Here is a 16,235-nt window from a genome sequence, read left to right as displayed (position 1 = left end):
TCTACTCGCTGTGCAGGTTTGCATAAATCGACTCTGCGAGCTTTTTGCTGATTCCCGGCGCCTTGGCGATTTCTTCGATGCTGGCACGGGACAATTCCTGAAGGCCGCCGAAGTGCTTGAGCAGGTCGCGGCGCCGGGTCGGGCCCACCCCTGCGACGCCTTCCAGGGTTGACGTTCGCCGGGTTTTACCGCGTCGCGCACGGTGCCCGGTGATGGCAAACCGGTGGGCTTCGTCGCGGATCTGCTGGATCAGGTGCAGCGCCGGAGAGTCGCCCTTGAGGGTGAACTCATGGGCCGCGTCGTTCAAGTACAACGTCTCGAAACCGGCCTTGCGCGTAGCGCCCTTGGCGACACCCAACAGAATCAGGTCGGGGATGGCCAGTTCGTTCATGACGTCGCGGGCCATGCTCAACTGGCCCTTGCCCCCGTCCACCAGCAAGATGTCCGGCAATTTGCCCTCGCCGTCCTTGATGCGGCTGAAGCGACGCGTCAGTGCCTGGTGCATCGCGGCGTAGTCGTCCCCCGCCGTGATGCCTTCGATGTTGTAGCGGCGGTAATCGGACTTGATCGGGCCCTCGGGACCGAACACTACACAAGACGCCACCGTCGCTTCGCCACTGGAATGGCTGATGTCGTAGCATTCCAGGCGCTGCGGTGGTTCATCCAGCTTGAGCACTTGCGCCAAGGCTTCAAAGCGCGCCGTAACGTGCTGACGGTTGGCGAGCCGCGCCATCAGTGCCTGCTCGGCATTGGTCACGGCCAGTTGCTGCCAGCGCGCACGGGTGCCACGCACCCGATGGCTTATGATGATTTCGCGGCCGCGTGAAGCATCGATCGCGTCGATCAGCGCGGGGAAATCCTCGCTGACCACGTTAACGATGACCTCCCCCGGCAGTTCGCGCTCGCCCCCGCCCAAAAAGTATTGGGCCAGGAAGGCCGACATGACTTCGCCCACCTCCTCCTCGATCCCGACCTGGGGGAAGAAATTCTTGCTACCCAATACCCGCCCGCCACGCACGCTGATCAAGTGCACGCACGCGCCGCCCGGATTGACGAACGCGGCCACGACGTCGACGTCACCAGTGCCGCCGTCCATGCTCTGCTGGTCCTGCACGCGGCGCAGCAGGCCGATCTGATCACGCAGCTCGGCGGCGTGCTCGAAATCGAGGTTCATCGCCGACTTTTCCATCAGCGCGTTGAGCTCGTCAGTGAGGGCATTGCTGCGCCCCTCGAGGAACATCACCGAGTGACGCACATCCTCGTTGTAGATCTGCGGCTCGACCAAGTTCACACAGGGCGCCTTGCAGCGCTTGATCTGATACTGCAGGCAAGGCCGAGTGCGGTTTTTGTAGAAGCTGTCTTCACACTGACGAACGTGGAAGGTCTTCTGCAGGATGCTCAGGCTTTCGCGGATCGCACCGGCGCTGGGGTAAGGCCCGAAATAGCGGCCCTTGGCCTTCTTGGCGCCGCGATGAATGCTCAGTCGGGGAAATTCGCCGTCAGACAGGTGCACATACGGGTAGGACTTGTCGTCGCGCAACAGGATGTTGTACGGCGGACGCGACTCCTTGATCAGGGTTTGTTCCAGCAGCAGCGCCTCGGTTTCATTGGCGGTGATGGTGGTTTCAACCTGAGCGATCCGCGCGACCAGCGCACCGGTTTTCGGTGCATGGCCGGTCTTGCGGAAATAGCTGGCGAGGCGCTTCTTTAAATTCTTGGCCTTGCCGACGTACAGCAGCTTGCCGTCGATATCGAACATCCGATAGACGCCGGGGCGGCCACTGCAGGTGGACAGAAAAGCACTGGGATCAAACGGTTGGGTCATTTATGCGCTGGCGTCGACCATGCCATGACGGACGGCCAGCAGGGCCAGCTCCACGTCACTGCTAATCGACAGCTTCTCGAATATGCGGTACCGGTAGGTATTCACGGTTTTGGGGGACAGGCAAAGCTTGTCGGAAATCGTCTGCACTTTCTGGCAGCCGACAATCATAAGGGCAATCTGGATTTCCCGCTCGGACAAGAGGTCGAACGGCGAATTGCTGGTCTGGGGCTGGAAGGATTTGAGCGCCAGTTGCTGGGCGATCTGCGGGCTGATGTAGCGCTGCCCGGCGAACACCAGGCGAATGGCCTGAACCATCTCGGTCAGACCGGCGCCTTTGGTCATGTATCCCGCCGCGCCCGCTTGCAGCAGGCGCGTTGGGAACGGGTCTTCTTCGCACACCGTGACCGCCACCACCTTCATGTCGGGATGGCTGCGGATGAGTTTGCGCGTGGCTTCCAGCCCGCCGATGCCAGGCATCTTGACGTCCATCAGCACGACGTCGGGTTTCAGCTCGCGGGCCTTCTGCAACGACTCTTCGCCGGACTCGGCCTGTCCCACCACCTGCAAGCCTTCGATGTCGGCCAACATGCGTGTGATACCTGTCCGAACCAGATCATGGTCATCGACAACCAGCACCCTAATCAAGCAGACACCTCACCGAACAATGCGTGGCGACGACCCGCCACGTTAGCGAAAAGAAAGTAAGCGACCTGCTCTGGAGCACTGCGAGTGCATGTGTACCAGATGATCTACAAAGAGGTTCACACGCTATCATCATCGACCGCAAAACTTGATAAAAATCTTCAAACGCCCGACCGCTGCATCGCCCGGATTGCCTTATAACTTCCTGTCCGGGGCGTAACTGCTCTGATATTCCGCCAGGGTCGTGGTTAACCGGCAGATGGCATCTTGTTCCTCCTTTCCCAGGCTGCGGTAACTCCCCACCATCCATTCTTCGTTTTCGCTCAGGCCGACAATGGGCACCGGAGTGCGGGAACCTGTCAGCACGTACAACACGTCGACACCGCGAGGGGCAACGCGGGCGAGATAATCGGCCTTGGGGGTGCGTTCACCGTTTTCGTACTTGCCCTGCGCGTTGGCTTCCACGCCACCGATCTCACCGAATGCGCGTTGTGAAAGCCCCAAGCGCTCGCGCTCTTCCCTAATTCGGGCACCTATTCCACTCATTTGGATGCATAGCCTTGTTGACATCACTCTTTTGAGTGATAGAATCGAAATAATTTGAACGAACTTGAACGGTTTTGAACTATGCCCGGAATCCGTACCGCCGCACAAGCCAAGGCTTGGCTGGAACAGCAAGGCAAATCGGTTCAAGAGTTTGCCAGGGAGCACAACGTGGACCCGGCGACGACCTATCAAGTGTTGTCCGGGCGAAAGAAGGGACGCCGGGGCGAGTCCCACAGAGTCGCGGTGCTGCTGGGAATGAAGATCGGCGTGATACCGACCGCCGGATCGTCGGAAGTACCCGAAGACTGATTCATTTTTTTGGCCGTGTTGTGGGTTGCTTAAAAGCGTGTTGTCCCCAATCAGCCTGATTGTAATTTCCAATTGAAGAACCCGATCGGTCTGAAGTAAGCTCGGCGGCATTCCTCGGAGTCAGACCATGTTGCGTTCCCTTTCCTTACAGTTGTTCAGCGCCGCCGACGGTTCACGTCAGGCTGAGCGTGCGGCTGCCTGGAATGCGACGGCGTCTACCGCTCCTGCTTCTTATTTTTATGGGTATTGGTTTAGCCACTGGCGCGCCTGATACCCGAACGGCGCCCTGAACTTCGGGACGCCCACCAGAGATAACTCTCACCCCCGGTCGGCTTCCCGACCGGGGGTTTTGTTTTTCTGGGCCACACATTTCTGACTGATTGATTCAAGGAGCTGCACATGAACCACCACCACTATTACCGCCACGACACCGACTTCGCCTGGCGATTTAGCAACCTCCGTTCGGGACAGCCTGCCGCCTCCGATCGGTCACTGACAGGTGGCATCGCCCTGCTCACAGCCAACCCGGCCAATTGTCGAACACCCCAGTAGGTCCGCGCGGGCAAACCCGCCGACCAGGAAGCCAGCACATGAATTCGCCCGTCGTCAGCAACACCCTCATCGATTTGCCCTCCGGCGTCGTCACTCTGAATGACAGCCGCCCTGCCCCGACACGCTTGCCCACGCCCTTCCAGCTGAAACATCAGCTGCCGCTGGACGCTGCCCTGACCGCTCAGGTCGCCGCCCACCGCCAGTCGATTCGCGCCATTCTCAACGGTGAAGATTCGCGCCTGCTGGTCGTTGTCGGCCCGTGCTCGATCCACGATCCCCACGCCGCTGTGGAATACGCCGAACGCCTGGCGCATCTCGCCGCCGAGGTCAGCGACCAGATGCTGCTGGTGATGCGCGCCTACGTCGAGAAGCCGCGCACTACCGTCGGCTGGAAAGGCCTGGCGTACGATCCCGCGCTGGACGGCAGTGACAACATGGCCGAGGGCCTTGCCCTGTCGCGGCAGTTGATGCGTGAGATGGTCCGGCTCGGCTTGCCGATCGCCACGGAATTGCTGCAGCCGATGGCGGCGGGTTACTTCGATGATGTGTTGAGCTGGGTGGCCATTGGCGCAAGAACCACCGAATCGCAGATCCATCGGGAAATGGCCAGCGGCCTCGGCGTGCCCACGGGTTTCAAGAACGGCACCGACGGCGGCATCTCCGTGGCCTGCGACGCCATTCGCTCGGCGGCCCACGCCCACCGGCATTTCGGTATGGACCCTCAGGGCCACCCGGCGATTATTGAGACCTCGGGCAATCCCGACATCCACATCGTGCTGCGCGGCGGCCACGGCGGGCCCAACTATGACGCCGCCAGCGTTGCAGCGGTGAATGCCAGCCTGGCGAAGCACCGCATGGCCGCGCGCATCATGGTCGATTGCAGTCACGCCAACAGCGGCAAGGATCCGCTGCGTCAGCCCGCCGTTTTCAACGACGTGCTGCAGCAACGGGTGGCCGGTGACCGGACACTGATCGGCATGATGCTGGAGAGTCACCTGTTCGAAGGCTGCCAGCCGTTGAGTGCTCCCCTCAAATACGGCGTGTCGGTGACGGACGCGTGCCTGGGCTGGGAGTCAACGGAACGCCTGCTGCGCGATGGCGTGAACAAACTGCGCTACAGGTAACATTTGCAAACGGGAAGCCGGTAGCAGCCATGCGTCCGGCTTCCCGCAGAAGCGTCGTCGCCGTCAACTGCGGCCCGTGGCAGCGAAGACGCCCCTCGTGGGAAAGCGCCCCGCGCCTTCGGCGTATTTGCACCGTAACGCCCGCGTCTTTTCCAGCCTCTGCGGGACACAAGGTCTGGAGCGATGAAACGCTCGCCACGACCTGCACTAACCGGCGCATGGCCATACTCCGCTGCGCCCTCCGCCCATGACCTTCGCTGGTTAAGCTCAATCCTTCTTTTATATCGAAGGAATGATCGACATGTACAAGGAAGTCACCACCAAATACCCCATCTTGCTGGTCCACGGGCTGTTTGGCTTTGACCGGATCGGCAAGGTCGAAATGTTCCACGCCATCCCCCAGGCGCTCGAGCAAGCCGGATGCAGGGTCCACGTGCCGGCGCTGTCCGGCGTCCACGACAACGAAATTCGCGGGGAGCAGTTGATTGATCAGATCGAACGCTTCCTGCGCCGCACCGGTTACCTCAAGGTCAACCTGATCGGGCACAGCCAGGGCGCGCTGACCTCCCGCTATGCCGCTGCGATGCGTCCGGATATCGTGGCGTCGGTCACTTCCGTGAGCGGCCCCAATCACGGATCGGAGGTGGCCGACCGGGTACGTCGGGCGCTGACGCCCGGACAGATGCCTGAAGCGGTGGCGTCGCGGCTGACCGCAGGTTTTGCCCACTTCCTGGCGCTGCTGAGTGGTAACTCGGACCTTCCACAGGATCCGGTTCAGGCACTGGATGCGCTGACGACCGAGGGCGTCGCGGCCTTTAACCGCACGTATTCCCAGGGACTGCCCGCAACATGGGGCGGCGAAGGCGCCGAACGGGTCAACGGCGTTCATTATTACTCGTGGAGCGGGTGCATCGATGGCTCGCTGTTTTCCGAGGGCCGCAATGCCCTGGACCCGCTGCACCTGGCGCTGCGCAGTTATGCACTGCTGTTCGAAAAGGAGGCTGCGTCCAATGACGGCCTGGTCGGCCGCTTCAGCTCTCACCTGGGCAAGGTGATCCGCTCCGACTATCCGATGGACCACGTGGATTCGATCAACCAGAGTGCCGGTCTGGTCCGCAAGCAGGTGGACCCGGTGAAGCTGTACGTGGATCACGCCGCTCTGCTGTTCCGCAAAGGGCTTTGACCGACGATGTCGTCTGTCACGGGCCGTCAAAGGCGCCTGAACTTTCTCGGGAAACGAGGCCCTTATTCCGGTACGCTTCGTTTCTTTTTTTCACAGGAGTCACCCAAAATGGCCAAAGCCACTGCCCGCCACATCCTCGTCTCCAGCGAAGACAAGTGCAACGAACTCAAAACGCAGATCGAAGGCGGCGCTGATTTTGCTGAAGTCGCAAAATCCAATTCCAGCTGCCCGTCCAGCCGTCAAGGCGGCGACCTCGGCTCCTTCGGCCCGGGTCAAATGGTCAAGGAATTCGACACCGTGGTGTTCAGCGCGCCGCTGAACGTTGTTCAGGGCCCGGTGAAAACCCAGTTCGGTTATCACCTGCTGGAAGTGACCAGCCGCCAGGACTGATCCTCCGCGCTGCTGCACCAACGGCCCGCCCTTGAAAGCGGGCCGTTTGTTTATCCGATGCCCGCTCGGCAATGCATTGTCCGGTTACAAAGACGCCGGCTTTGCGGTACCTTGCCTGCGGGGCAATCAATAAAAAACCGGACCGGCCACCCCGCGCCGTCATGACCTTCAACCCAGATATTGCTCGCCGATGTCAGTCAGGATTCGTGCAATGCGTTTTGTTTTGTCATCGCTGATGGTCGCAACACTCGTCCTCGTTTCTGGTTTTCAGGTTTTATCCGCCGCCCCTCAACACGCATTGACCGTTTACGGCGAGGCGCCGCGTTACCCGGCGAACTTCGGGCATTTCGATTACGTGAACGCCGACGCCCCCAAAGGCGGAAGCATGCGCCGCTCGGCCCAGGAAATCGGTCAGTTCGATCACATCATGCCGTACCTCGACAAAGGCACCGGCGTGGCCCAGGTCAACGGCTTGCTGTACTCGCCCCTGGCGGTCAGGTCGCTGGACGAGCCCTACACCGTTTATGGCCTGATCGCAGAGAAAATGGAGCGCGCCCCCGACGGCCTGTCATTGCGTTTCTACCTGAACCCCAAGGCTAAGTTTTCCGACGGCTCGGCCATCACCGCCGAGGACGTGCGCTTCACCTACAACCTGCTGATGACCCAGGGCAGCCTGTCGTACCGCACCGAGTTTCAAGACGTCAAAGGCGTCGAAGTCGAGTCGCCGACGCAGATCCGCTTTGATTTCAAAAGCAGTGAGAGCCGCACTTTGCCCCTGGATCTGGCCTCGCTGCCGGTGTTTCCCGAGCATTGGTGGAAAGACCGCGACTTCGCCAACGGCGGCGGCTTCGAGATTCCGGTGGGCAGCGGCCCGTATCGCATCGGCAAGGTCGACCCCGGGCGCAGCATCACCTTCGAACGCAACCCGGACTGGTGGGGCAAGGACCTGCCGGTCAATCGCGGCCTGTACAACTTCGATCACTTCAGCGTCGAGTATTTCGGCGACACCGACGTCGCCCGCCAAGTGCTGCGCGGTGGCGGTTATGACTACAACCGCGAATATTCCGCCACGGGTTACTCCATCGGCTACGACAGCCCGGCGTTGACCGAAGGCCGCTTGCAGCGGGCGCACCTGGCCAAGGGCGCGGTGCAGAGCTCTCAGGGTTTCATCTTCAATCTGGACCGTCCGAAATTTCAGGATCGCCGCGTGCGTCAGGCGCTGGCGATGCTGTGGGACTTCGAGTGGACCAACAAGCAGATGATGCGCAACGTTTATGTGCGTCAGAACAGCTACTTCTCCAACAGTGATCTGGCGGCGACGGCGTTGCCCACCGCGTCCGAGCTGAAGATCCTCGAGCCGTTGCGCGGTCAGGTGCCGCCGGAAGTCTTCACCACGGTGTTCCAGACCCCGAAAACCGATGGCAGCGGCTTCATTCGCGACAAACAGCTGCAAGCCCTGGCGTTGCTTGAAGAAGCAGGCTGGATGCCCCAGGGTGACAAGCTGGTCAACGCCCAGGGCCAACCGTTGAGTTTTACCTTTCTCAACGGCCAGAGCGGCTTCGAGAAAATCCTGCTGCCGTATAAGCGCAATCTGGCGCAGATCGGCATCGACTTCGAAATCCGCCGCATCGATTCGGCGCAGTACCTGAACCGGGTCATGGCCCGGGATTACGACATGATCGTCACCGGCTACGGCGTCTCGACCTCCCCGGGCATGGAGCTGTACAACAACTTCGGCTCGAAGGTCGCCAACGATCCGGGGTCCAGCAACTACATGGTCTTGCGCGACCCGGCCGTTGACACCCTGATCGAGGGCCTGGCAAAAGCCGACAGCAAGCCGGCGATGATCGATTACGCCCATGCCCTGGACCGGGTGCTGCAGTGGGGCTTCTACTGGATTCCAAACTATTACCCGCCCGGCTCGTCCACGGTGTGGTGGAACCGTTTCGGCATTCCCAAGGTGCAGGCCAGCAACAGCGAAGCCATCGATACCTGGTGGGAAGTCAGCCCCCAGGCACTGACCAACGAACAGTTCGCCCAGCAACGGGGCGCTTCGGCCATTCCCTCGGAGGTCAAGTAATGCTCGGCTACCTGATGAGGCGCCTGCTGCTGATCATTCCGACGCTGCTGTGCATTCTGCTGGTCAACTTCTTCATCGTGCAGGCAGCGCCCGGCGGGCCCGTCGAGCAAGCCATCGCCAAGCTGCAAGGCGTCGCGGGCGGCACCATCGGCGCAGGCCACACCGAAACCATGAACGCCGGGCAGTCCCGGGCCAGTCGCGGGCTCGACCCCAAGCTGATCAAGGAAATCGAGCACCAGTACGGTTTTGACAAGCCTCTGCATGAGCGCCTGTGGCTGATGCTGAAGAACTACGCGCAGCTGGATTTCGGCAACAGCTTCTTTCGCGGCGCCAAGGTCACGGACCTGATCCTGCAAAAGATGCCTGTCTCCATCTCGCTGGGCCTCTGGGCGACGCTGATCACCTACCTGGTGTCGATCCCCCTGGGCATCCGCAAGGCGGTCAAGCACGGCAGTCACTTTGATATCTGGAGCAGCACGGCCATTATCATCGGTTACGCGATGCCGGCCTTTCTGTTCGCCATGCTGCTGGTGGTGCTGTTTGCCGGCGGCACGTCGCTGAGCTGGTTCCCGGTCCGCGGGCTGGTGTCCGAGAACTTTGATCAACTGAGCACTCTGGGCAAGATCGCCGACTACTTCTGGCACCTGGTGTTGCCGGTCACGTCGCTGGTCATTGGCGGTTTTGCAACGCTGACCATTCTGACCAAAAACTCCTTCCTGAACGAAGTCACCCGCCAGTACGTGGTGACCGCCCGGGCCAAGGGGCTGAGTGAGCGACGGGTCCTCTACGGCCATGTGTTCCGCAACGCCATGTTGCTGATCGTGGCGGGCATTCCCCAGGCGTTCATCAGTGTGTTCTTCGCCGGTTCGTTGATGATCGAAGTGATCTTCTCCCTCGATGGCCTCGGCCGCATGAGCTACGAAGCCGCGGTGTCGCGGGATTACCCGGTGGTGTTCGGCTCGCTGTTCATCTTCACGCTGTTCGGGTTGCTGATAAAGCTGGTCGGAGACATCTGCTACACCCTGGTCGACCCCCGGATCGACTTCAGCGCGAGGAATGCGTGATGCGCAGACTGTCTCCGGTGGCTCGCCGTCGTTTCGAGCGCTTTCGCAACAACCGCCGCGGCTGGTGGTCGCTGTGGCTGTTTTGCGGGCTGCTCGTGCTCAGCCTGTGCGGCGAGCTGATTGCCAACGACAAACCCCTGGTGCTGAGTTATCAGCATGAGCTGTACTTCCCCGCCTTCAAGCGCCACACCGAGCAGGAATTCGGCGGCCAACTGCCCTTTCAGCCGGACTACCGCAGCGACTACGTGCGCCAGCTGATCAGCAAGGGCGATGGCTGGATGCTGTTTCCGCCGATTCCGTTCAGTGATGACACACCCAACTATGACCTGAACAAACCGGCGCCGAGCCCGCCCTCCTCAATCAACTGGCTGGGCACCGACGATCAGGCCCGGGACGTGCTGGCCCGGGTCATTTTCGGCGCGCGGGTATCGATTCTGTTTGCCCTGGCGTTGACGTTCATCAGCGCGCTGATCGGCATCGCAGCCGGCGCGTTACAGGGCTATTACGGCGGCTGGGTGGATTTGATCGGACAGCGCCTGCTGGAAGTCTGGTCTGGCCTACCGGTGCTGTACCTGCTGATCATCCTGTCGGGCTTCGTCGAGCCAAACTTCTGGTGGCTGCTGGGGATCATGGCGCTGTTTTCATGGCTGGCGCTGGTAGACGTGGTGCGCGCCGAATTCCTGCGCGGGCGCAATCTGGAATACGTCAAAGCGGCGCGGGCGCTGGGGCTGAGTGATCGCAAGGTGATCCTGCGGCACATTCTGCCCAACGCGATGAACGCCACCCTGAGCTATCTGCCGTTCATCCTCACCGGGGCGATTTCCACGCTGACCGCGCTCGACTTCCTCGGCTTCGGCATGCCCGCCGGCAGCGCGTCACTGGGCGAGCTGATTGCCCAGGGCAAACAGAACCTGCAAGCGCCATGGCTCGGTTTCACGGCATTTTTCACACTGGCGCTGATACTGTCGCTGCTGGTGTTTATTGGCGAGGCCCTGCGGGATGCCTTCGACCCGAGGTCCTGAGATGTCCGAAAACCTGATCGAAATCCGCGACCTTTCGGTGTCGTTCAACGGGCACACCGTGGTCAAGCACCTCAGCCTGGACATTCCGGCCGGCGAGTGCCTGGCACTGGTCGGCGAGTCGGGCTCGGGCAAATCGGTGACCGCCCATTCGATCCTGCAACTGCTGCCCCAGGCCGGCACGCTGAGCACCGGCAGCATTCGCTACCGCGGCAAAGAGTTGCTCGGCGCCGATGGCAACGTCATGCGCGAGCTGCGCGGCAATCAGATCGCGATGATCTTTCAGGAGCCAATGACCTCGCTGAACCCCCTGCACACGGTGTCCCGGCAGATCGGCGAGACCTTGTTGCTACACAAGGGCATGGCAGGCAAGGCGGCCCAGGCAAGGATCATCGAGCTGCTGGAGCTGGTCGGCATTCAGCACCCGAAAAAGCGCCTGAAGGCCTATCCCCACGAGTTGTCCGGCGGCCAGCGCCAGCGGGTGATGATCGCCATGGCGCTGGCCTGCGAGCCGGAACTGCTGATTGCCGATGAGCCCACCACGGCGCTGGATGTGACGGTGCAGCGCAAGATCCTGCTGCTGCTCAAACAGCTCCAGCAACGGCTGAACATGTCGCTGTTGCTGATCAGCCACGACCTGAATCTGGTCCACAGCATCGCCCAGCGGGTGTGCGTGATGCGCGCCGGGGAAATCGTCGAGCAGTCCAACTGCCAGTCGCTGTTCAAAAACCCGCAACACGCCTACAGCCGCTTGCTGCTGGACGCCGAACCGGCGGGCGAGCCGTTACCCCGGGACACCCGCGAGAAGGTGCTGGAAGTCGATAACCTGCGCGTCTGGTTCTCCCTCGGCGGCGGGATTTTCAACCGGCACCACGAATACCTGAAAGCGGTCGATGACATCAGCCTCAGCATCGAGCGCGGCAAAACCCTGGGCATCGTCGGCGAATCCGGCTCGGGCAAGTCGACACTCGGTCAGGCCATCCTGCGCTTGCTCGAGTCCCGTGGCAGTATCCGCTTCAAGGGTCACGCGCTGGACAGCCTGAATCAAAAGCAGATGCGCCCATGGCGCAAGCAGATGCAGGTGGTTTTCCAGGACCCTTACGGCAGCCTCAGCCCGCGCATGTCAGTGGCACAGATCATCAGCGAAGGGCTGGAAGTCCACAGCGACCTGGACCAGGCCAGCTGTGAGGCCGAAGTGATCCGCGCGCTGGAAGAAGTGGGCATCGACCCGTCCAGCCGGCACCGTTACCCCCATGAGTTTTCCGGCGGGCAGCGGCAGCGGATCGCCATTGCCCGCGCGCTGGTGCTCAAACCTGCCTTGATATTGCTCGACGAACCGACGTCTGCGCTGGACCGCACCGTGCAGAAGCAGGTCGTCGCGTTGTTGCGGCAATTGCAGGAGCGGCATGGCCTGACCTATCTGTTTATCAGCCACGACCTGGCCGTGGTCAAGGCGCTGGCCCATGACCTGATCGTGGTCAAGGACGGCAAAGTGGTCGAGCGCGGCGCGAGCCACGACGTGTTCGATGCGCCGCAGCACCCTTACACCCGGGAATTGCTGGCGGCGGCCCACCCCGGTTTCAATTGAAGCTCGCCCCAAACAGTAGTCTGTGCGGCCAGATGCCGAGGAACAGGATGGATGGAACCGCACATGAACGACAACGAAAGCCTGAAGGATTACCGGCGCGTTCGGCGGCTGGCGATCCGCTCGCTGTTCGAGATCATCGAGCAGTCCAGCGAGGGCACGGTCATCGTCGACCGCGACGCCCGCATCGTCTGGATCAACGAGCGCTACGCCCGCCGTTTTGGCCTCGAAGACCCCAGCCGCGCGGTGGGCCAGCCCTGTGAACAGGTGATTCCCGGCAGCCTGCTGCGTCAGGTGGCGAGCAACGGGCAACCGATTCTGCTGGACATGATGGACACGGCGAAGGACCCGCTGGTGGTCATGCGCCTGCCGATCCATGACGACGGCGGCGCGGTGATCGGCGCCATCGGCTTCGCACTGTTCGATGAGCTACAGGCCCTGTCGCCGCTGCTCAAGCGCTATTCAAGCATGCAGCAGGAGCTGGCCTCGACCCGCTCGCTGCTGCGCGCCCGGCAAGCTAAATACACCTTTACCCACTTTATCGGCACCAGCGCCGCCAGCCTGGAAGTCAAACGCCGCGCCCGTCGCAGTGCCAGTACCGATTCCCCGGTGTTGCTGCTTGGTGAGACCGGCACCGGCAAGGAGCTTCTGGCCCACGCCGTGCACAACAGCTCGCCACGGGCGCACAAACCCTTCATCTGCATCAACAGCGCGGCGATTCCCGAGGCGTTGCTGGAGGCGGAATTCTTCGGCACGGCCCCGGGCGCGTTTACCGGCGCCGATCGCAAGGGGCGCCACGGCAAATTGCACCTGGCCGAGGGCGGCACGCTGTTTCTCGACGAAATCGGCGACATGCCCCTGCCATTGCAAAGCAAGTTGCTGCGGGTGCTGCAGGAAAAAGAATACGAGCCGGTGGGCTCCAACGCGATGATCAAAAGCGATGTGCGCGTGATCGCCGCGACCTCCACCGACCTTGAAGCGGCGATCAAGCGCGGCGAGTTTCGCGCCGACCTGTATTACCGGCTGAGCGTACTGCCCATAAAAGTGCCACCGTTGCGCGAACGTCTGGATGACATCCCAGCGCTGGCCGAGGCGATTCTTGAGGACCTTCACAGCCATCACGAACTGGCCCCCGCGGCCTTGGTGGCCCTCGCGCAGCACGCCTGGCCCGGCAATATCCGCGAGCTGCGCAACGTGCTCGAACGTGCCGCGCTGCTCAGCGACGATCTGCAGCTCAGCCCCGGCGACATTCGCGCCGCCATCGGTACGCTGGTGCCGGTCGCCAGCCCGCCGGTGGCAGCGTGGTCCGCGTCCAATGACCAGACCTACAGCGAGGCGCGCCAGCATTTCGAGCGTGAGCTGATTCAGGCAAAGCTGGCCCAGTGCGCGGGGAACGTGGTGCTCGCGGCACGGCAGCTAGGGTTGGGCCGTTCGACGCTGTACAAGAAGATGGCCGCGCTGGGCATCGCCGAGTCTCAATAAAGAGACTGGCTGTCTACCTTCCGGGATAACGGGCACAGGTTTCCGCACCAGAGCGGCTGCCACCCCGACATGTTTCTTCTAGCGGTTACCGTTTCGGCCTGAGCCGTCTCATTATCGGGACGCACATGATTGCCCCAATCGCCATTTTTAGATAAATCCAATAAAAATCAGCTAGTTAGCGCTCTGGCATGAATGTAGCTATACCTCCTGTGGCGCGGCCTCGCCGCACCCAAAACAAAAACAACAGGAGACACTCGATGAGTGTGATCATCGCTTTAGCGGCGCTTACGCTGCTGATGCTGGCTGCCTACCGGGGTTACAGCGTCATCCTCTTTGCCCCCATCGCGGCCCTCGGCGCCGTACTGCTCACCGACCCGTCAGCCGTGGCCCCCGCCTTCACCGGCGTGTTCATGGACAAGATGGTCGGCTTCGTCAAACTCTACTTTCCGGTGTTTCTGCTCGGTGCCGTGTTCGGCAAGCTGATCGAGCTGTCCGGTTTCTCTCGCTCCATCGTGGCGGCTGCCATTCGCCTGCTCGGCACCCGCCAGGCGATGCTGGTGATCGTGCTGGTCTGCGCGCTGCTGACCTATGGCGGCGTGTCGCTGTTCGTGGTGGTGTTTGCGGTCTACCCGTTCGCCGCCGAGATGTTCCGCCAGAGCAACATTCCCAAGCGGCTGATTCCCGCGACCATCGCCCTTGGCGCGTTTTCGTTCACCATGGACGCCCTGCCCGGCACGCCGCAAATCCAGAACATCATCCCCTCGACCTTCTTCAACACCACGGCGTGGGCGGCGCCTTGGCTGGGGCTGATCGGCACGGCGTTCGTGTTCAGCGTCGGCATGCTGTTTCTGCAGCGCCAGCGCAACAAGGCCCAGCGTGCCGGCGAAGGCTACGGCACCGAGCTGCGCAACGAGCCGGACACCCCGGACGACATCGCCCTGCCCAACCCGTGGATCGCGCTGGCGCCGCTGTTGCTGGTCGGGATCATGAACCTGCTGTTTACCCAGTGGATTCCCCAGTGGTACGGCAAGACTCACACCCTGGCGCTGCCGGGCATGGCCACGCCAGTGCAGACCGACATCGCCAAGATCACCGCGATCTGGGCCGTGGAAGCGGCGTTGCTGGCGGGCATTGTGTTTGTGCTGCTGTTCGCCTTCAGGACGGTGAAATCCAAGCTGGCCGAGGGCAGCAAGGGTGCGGTCAGTGGCGCACTCCTGGCGGCGATGAACACGGCGTCGGAATACGGTTTTGGCGCTGTGATTGCTTCGTTGCCCGGATTCCTCGTGCTGGCCGACGGGCTGAAGAGCATTCCCAATCCGCTGGTCAACGAAGCGATTACCGTGACGCTGCTGGCCGGGATCACCGGGTCGGCGTCCGGGGGCATGAGCATTGCCCTGGCGGCGATGTCCGACAGCTTTATCGCGGCGGCCCATGCGGCGAACATTCCGCTGGAGGTGTTGCACCGCGTCGCGGCCATGGCCAGCGGCGGCATGGACACCCTGCCGCACAACGGCGCGGTCATCACCCTGCTGGCGGTCACCGGCCTGACCCACCGCGAGGCCTACAAGGACATCTTCGGCATCACGATTATCAAGACGCTGGCAGTGTTCGTGGTGATCGGCGTTTTCTATGCAACCGGCATCGTATGAGGAATTGAACATGAGTCTGCAAGGCAAAACCGCACTGGTCACCGGCTCTACCAGCGGCATCGGCCTGGGCATCGCGCTGACGCTGGCCAAGGCCGGCGCACATCTGGTGCTCAACGGCTTCGGCGATGCGTCGGCGGTGATCGAGCAGGTCAAGCAGTACGGCGGTAAGGTCGGCCACCACCCGGCGGACGTCAGCGATGTCGCGCAGATCGCCGACATGATTGCCTACGCCGAGCGCGAATTCGGCGGCGTCGACATTCTGGTCAACAACGCGGGCATTCAGCACGTCGACGCGGTGGAGGATTTCCCCGTCGAGAGCTGGGACAAGATTATCGCCATCAACCTGTCGTCGGTGTTTCACAGCACGCGGTTGTGCCTGCCGGGCATGCGTGCCAAGGGTTGGGGTCGGATCGTGAACATTGCCTCGGTGCATGGCCTTGTCGGTTCGACGGGCAAGGCGGCGTATGTGGCGGCCAAGCACGGCGTCATTGGCTTGACCAAGGTGGTCGGGCTGGAAACCGCGGCAAGCAATGTCACTTGCAACGCCATCTGCCCGGGCTGGGTGCTGACGCCGCTGGTGCAGAAGCAGATCGACGATCGCGCCGCGCAGACCGGCGATGTGGAAAAGGCCAAGCATGACCTGCTGGCGGAAAAGCAGCCATCGCTGGAATTCGTGACGCCTTCGCAGTTGGGGGAGCTGACGTTGTTTCTGTGCAGCGAAGCCGGCGCGCAGGTGCGTGGCGCGGCGTGGAATATCGATGGAGGGTGGCTGGCGCGATAAGGGC

At 61.9% G+C, this 16,235-nt stretch carries 14 protein-coding genes; 11 read left to right on the top strand and 3 right to left on the bottom strand.

The annotated features are described in order from the left end of the window. Position 1: 1 nt before the first annotated feature. The 3 genes from uvrC to QWI18_RS13520 form a co-directional block, all read right to left on the bottom strand. On the bottom strand, positions 2–1,825 hold the full coding sequence (gene uvrC / locus QWI18_RS13530) for an excinuclease ABC subunit UvrC (protein ID WP_296309801.1): 1,824 nt from the start codon (positions 1,823–1,825) through the stop codon (positions 2–4). Next, entirely contained in the window at positions 1,826–2,470 is a 645-nt protein-coding gene (gene uvrY, locus QWI18_RS13525) for a UvrY/SirA/GacA family response regulator transcription factor (RefSeq protein WP_065990451.1), read from the bottom strand. A 192-nt stretch (positions 2,471–2,662) separates the two neighbouring features. Continuing rightward, positions 2,663–3,013 carry a helix-turn-helix domain-containing protein gene (locus QWI18_RS13520; protein WP_065990449.1) on the bottom strand — a complete coding sequence of 117 codons (351 nt, stop codon included), beginning with the start codon at positions 3,011–3,013 and terminating at the stop codon, positions 2,663–2,665. An 81-nt stretch (positions 3,014–3,094) separates the two neighbouring features. On the opposite strand from QWI18_RS13520, the gene QWI18_RS13515 reads away from it, so the two are divergent. The 11 genes from QWI18_RS13515 to QWI18_RS13465 all read left to right on the top strand — a co-directional run bounded on the left by QWI18_RS13515 (position 3,095) and on the right by QWI18_RS13465 (position 16,231). After that, complete coding sequence (locus QWI18_RS13515; RefSeq protein WP_192131880.1) at positions 3,095–3,322, top strand: DNA-binding protein; 228 nt, start codon at positions 3,095–3,097, stop codon at positions 3,320–3,322. A 590-nt stretch (positions 3,323–3,912) separates the two neighbouring features. Next, positions 3,913–4,998 (top strand): 3-deoxy-7-phosphoheptulonate synthase, encoded by a 1,086-nt coding sequence (locus QWI18_RS13510; RefSeq protein WP_369319039.1) that lies wholly within the window; start codon positions 3,913–3,915, stop codon positions 4,996–4,998. Positions 4,999–5,299: 301 nt separating this feature from the next. Continuing rightward, positions 5,300–6,181: an esterase/lipase family protein gene (locus QWI18_RS13505; RefSeq protein WP_369319038.1), complete on the top strand. Its 882-nt coding sequence runs from the start codon at positions 5,300–5,302 to the stop codon at positions 6,179–6,181. A gap of 108 nt (positions 6,182–6,289) precedes the next feature. Continuing rightward, complete coding sequence (locus tag QWI18_RS13500; protein WP_065990442.1) at positions 6,290–6,571, top strand: peptidylprolyl isomerase; 282 nt, start codon at positions 6,290–6,292, stop codon at positions 6,569–6,571. A gap of 211 nt (positions 6,572–6,782) precedes the next feature. Continuing rightward, a complete protein-coding gene (locus QWI18_RS13495) occupies positions 6,783–8,651 on the top strand; it encodes an extracellular solute-binding protein (RefSeq protein WP_369319037.1) in 1,869 nt (622 codons plus the stop codon). Next, positions 8,651–9,715, top strand: coding sequence for a microcin C ABC transporter permease YejB (locus QWI18_RS13490; protein WP_192131888.1), 1,065 nt, complete (start codon positions 8,651–8,653; stop codon positions 9,713–9,715). Before QWI18_RS13495 ends, QWI18_RS13490 begins: the two co-directional genes overlap by 1 nt. Next, positions 9,715–10,737 carry an ABC transporter permease gene (locus QWI18_RS13485; protein WP_192131890.1) on the top strand — a complete coding sequence of 341 codons (1,023 nt, stop codon included), beginning with the start codon at positions 9,715–9,717 and terminating at the stop codon, positions 10,735–10,737. Before QWI18_RS13490 ends, QWI18_RS13485 begins: the two co-directional genes overlap by 1 nt. A gap of 1 nt (position 10,738) precedes the next feature. After that, entirely contained in the window at positions 10,739–12,322 is a 1,584-nt protein-coding gene (locus tag QWI18_RS13480) for an ABC transporter ATP-binding protein (protein WP_065990434.1), read from the top strand. A gap of 63 nt (positions 12,323–12,385) precedes the next feature. After that, the gene (locus QWI18_RS13475; protein ID WP_369319036.1) at positions 12,386–13,801 is read left to right on the top strand and encodes a sigma-54 interaction domain-containing protein; all 1,416 of its coding nucleotides are present in this window, start codon (positions 12,386–12,388) and stop codon (positions 13,799–13,801) included. Between the two features lie 257 nt (positions 13,802–14,058). After that, positions 14,059–15,450, top strand: coding sequence for a GntP family permease (locus tag QWI18_RS13470; protein WP_369319035.1), 1,392 nt, complete (start codon positions 14,059–14,061; stop codon positions 15,448–15,450). A gap of 10 nt (positions 15,451–15,460) precedes the next feature. Then, positions 15,461–16,231 carry a 3-hydroxybutyrate dehydrogenase gene (locus QWI18_RS13465; protein ID WP_065990430.1) on the top strand — a complete coding sequence of 257 codons (771 nt, stop codon included), beginning with the start codon at positions 15,461–15,463 and terminating at the stop codon, positions 16,229–16,231. The last annotated feature ends 4 nt before the right edge of the window (positions 16,232–16,235 follow it).

Origin of the sequence: Pseudomonas sp. W2Oct36, from assembly GCF_041060465.1 — a bacterium.
GTDB classification, from domain to species: domain Bacteria; phylum Pseudomonadota; class Gammaproteobacteria; order Pseudomonadales; family Pseudomonadaceae; genus Aquipseudomonas; species Aquipseudomonas graminis_B.
This window is presented reverse-complemented; position numbering and strand designations above follow the sequence as displayed.

Bases quoted from the DNA above. Each gene is read 5' to 3' on its own strand.
- QWI18_RS13470 (WP_369319035.1), top strand. From the start codon at position 14,059: ATGAGTGTGATCATCGCTTTAGCGGCGCTTACGCTGCTGATGCTGGCT.
- QWI18_RS13520 (WP_065990449.1), bottom strand. From the start codon at position 3,013: ATGAGTGGAATAGGTGCCCGAATTAGGGAAGAGCGCGAGCGCTTGGGG.
- uvrC (WP_296309801.1), bottom strand. From the start codon at position 1,825: ATGACCCAACCGTTTGATCCCAGTGCTTTTCTGTCCACCTGCAGTGGC.
- QWI18_RS13515 (WP_192131880.1), top strand. From the start codon at position 3,095: ATGCCCGGAATCCGTACCGCCGCACAAGCCAAGGCTTGGCTGGAACAG.
- QWI18_RS13490 (WP_192131888.1), top strand. From the start codon at position 8,651: ATGCTCGGCTACCTGATGAGGCGCCTGCTGCTGATCATTCCGACGCTG.
- QWI18_RS13500 (WP_065990442.1), top strand. From the start codon at position 6,290: ATGGCCAAAGCCACTGCCCGCCACATCCTCGTCTCCAGCGAAGACAAG.
- QWI18_RS13510 (WP_369319039.1), top strand. From the start codon at position 3,913: ATGAATTCGCCCGTCGTCAGCAACACCCTCATCGATTTGCCCTCCGGC.
- QWI18_RS13485 (WP_192131890.1), top strand. From the start codon at position 9,715: ATGCGCAGACTGTCTCCGGTGGCTCGCCGTCGTTTCGAGCGCTTTCGC.
- QWI18_RS13480 (WP_065990434.1), top strand. From the start codon at position 10,739: ATGTCCGAAAACCTGATCGAAATCCGCGACCTTTCGGTGTCGTTCAAC.
- QWI18_RS13495 (WP_369319037.1), top strand. From the start codon at position 6,783: ATGCGTTTTGTTTTGTCATCGCTGATGGTCGCAACACTCGTCCTCGTT.
- QWI18_RS13475 (WP_369319036.1), top strand. From the start codon at position 12,386: ATGAACGACAACGAAAGCCTGAAGGATTACCGGCGCGTTCGGCGGCTG.
- QWI18_RS13505 (WP_369319038.1), top strand. From the start codon at position 5,300: ATGTACAAGGAAGTCACCACCAAATACCCCATCTTGCTGGTCCACGGG.
- QWI18_RS13465 (WP_065990430.1), top strand. From the start codon at position 15,461: ATGAGTCTGCAAGGCAAAACCGCACTGGTCACCGGCTCTACCAGCGGC.